We start from the raw sequence: 1,930 nt of genomic DNA, 5'->3' as shown, positions 1-1,930 counted from the left end.
AGCAAGACATCATTTTTCAGACAAAGCGTAAGAAATGCCCGAACTCTGGGAGCTGGCAAAACAATAATAGCTTTTTTCTATAAATCATAGTCACTTTAAATTTATAAACATGCTTCCGTTCAGCTATTTTCTTAACACAAGCCTAGTATCTTTAGGCTTGGCATGATAGCCATAGAGAGAATTTAATCTATGGGGCGGAAACTAATATTAGTGTAAGTGTCACAAGAATAACCTCAGGAGAAAGAGATGACGCCAGAAAATAAGGGTGTTAATTGCGAAAACTGGGTGAAAACCTTTTCTAAGGCTTCAAACAGTGATCCAGAGATTGAGGCGCATGGTAAGCATTTCACATGCTCATATCTTCTTGACATGGAACAGCATCAGTTTGTCGTAGAGGTTCATAAAGGAAAGGTTGTAGATATAACGGTAGACCCCGGCCCTCTAGATGTTAGATATCAGTTTGCAATCCGAGCCAGTGCTGAAACTTGGGGGGAGTTTGGAAAGCCTGTTCCTAAGCCTATGTATCATGGTATTTGGTCTGCTACTTTTCGACGCGATATGAAGATAGAAGGCGATGTTTTAGTTCTTATGCAAAATCTGCGGTGCTTTACTCGCCAAGTGATTTTGCTTAGAACCACAGGCACCCCAGTTTGAATCTAGTATAAGAAAAAGGAAAAGGAGGTTTTTCATGAACAATGATTATTCCGTTACCGGTCGCTATGTAAAAGTTAGTGTTGATGGCTTGGACTATAAGGTTTTCTATCTGGAGAGTGGCCAAGGGAAGCCTCTGGTCTGCCAGCATACAGCAGGTTGCCATAACCACCAGTGGCGTGACCTTCTGGAGGACGAAAGCATAACATCAAATTATAAGGTGATTGCTTACGACCTTCCCAGACATGGGAAGTCGGACCCTCCCGAAAATACAGAATGGTGGAAAGAAGAGTACAAGTTGACTGCTGACCACTTCTCTAATTTTATTGTCGCATTCTGCGATGCTCTAGAATTAGAGAAACCTATATTCATGGGTTGCTCTTTCGGGGGGAATGTTGCGCTCCAGCTTGCTCATCGCTTCCCCTCAAGGTTTGAGGCTATTATCCCTGTTGAAGGAGCTGATTACGCACCTGGCTTTTACTTGGATTGGTGGCATCATCCTCATGCTAACGCCGCGCAAGTATGTGGAAGCGGGGTATGGGATCTTATGGCTCCGCAATCTCCAGAGAAAGATATTTGGAAAACATGGTTCTACTACACGCAGGGTTCTGAAGCATTTAAAGGAGACCTTCATTTTTACTCTGTAGACCATGACCTCAGAGATAAACTTTCTGAGATTGATACATCTCAGTGCCCTTTGATTATGTTGACAGGGGAATATGATTACCTAACCACACCTGAAGATGGGCGTCGTACCGCTGAGCAAATAAAAGGAGCAAAGTTCATCGAGATGAAGGAAATTGGCCATTTTCCAATGAGCGAAAACTATCCTGTTTTCAAGGGTTATCTTCAACAAGCTCTTTCTTTGATAGCGGGATGATCTAGAAACAAGGTCCGGGGTGTCTTGCAGACCCCGGACCTATTAGCAGCTTCTATAGAAAAGGTTATGAAATTGAATAATATGTCGCTCCTACAGACGGGCTTATTCATTAACTAACGGGAAATAGATGTATGGCGATGAAACATACCCCGTCACCAATCCAGCCAGTGGCTCCACCATTGCAAACGTTTCTAAAGCTGGAAGAGACGAGACTCAGTCTGCAATAGAGGGCGCCCAGACGGCCTTCAGGTCTTGGCGTCGAAAGACGGCAAAAGAACGAAGCAAGATCGTGCGCCGCTGGGGAGAACTCATGCTGGAGAATCAGCATGACCTGGCGACAATCCTTACTACAGAGCAGGGGAAACCCTTCACCCCGCCTCATTCACGAGGGTGCTGATT

Annotated in this window: 3 protein-coding genes; all 3 read left to right on the top strand. The window is 44.5% G+C overall.

The genetic code is table 11. The features are described 5' to 3' along the window. Positions 1-246: 246 nt before the first annotated feature. The 3 genes from CCD76_RS19225 to CCD76_RS20715 all read left to right on the top strand — a co-directional run bounded on the left by CCD76_RS19225 (position 247) and on the right by CCD76_RS20715 (position 1,928). Positions 247-654, top strand: coding sequence for a hypothetical protein (locus CCD76_RS19225; RefSeq protein ID WP_087721095.1), 408 nt, complete (start codon positions 247-249; stop codon positions 652-654). A 34-nt stretch (positions 655-688) separates the two neighbouring features. Beyond that, positions 689-1,531, top strand: a complete 843-nt coding sequence (locus tag CCD76_RS19220; RefSeq protein WP_087721094.1) for an alpha/beta fold hydrolase — start codon at positions 689-691, stop codon at positions 1,529-1,531. A 127-nt stretch (positions 1,532-1,658) separates the two neighbouring features. Further along, a complete protein-coding gene (locus CCD76_RS20715) occupies positions 1,659-1,928 on the top strand; it encodes an aldehyde dehydrogenase family protein (protein ID WP_087721093.1) in 270 nt (89 codons plus the stop codon). Positions 1,929-1,930: the final 2 nt, after the last annotated feature.

Source organism: Salinicola salarius, from assembly GCF_002179555.1.
GTDB classification, from domain to species: domain Bacteria; phylum Pseudomonadota; class Gammaproteobacteria; order Pseudomonadales; family Halomonadaceae; genus Salinicola; species Salinicola salarius_A.
Note: the sequence above shows the minus strand (reverse complement) of the source record. Positions and strands in the feature narration are given on the sequence as shown.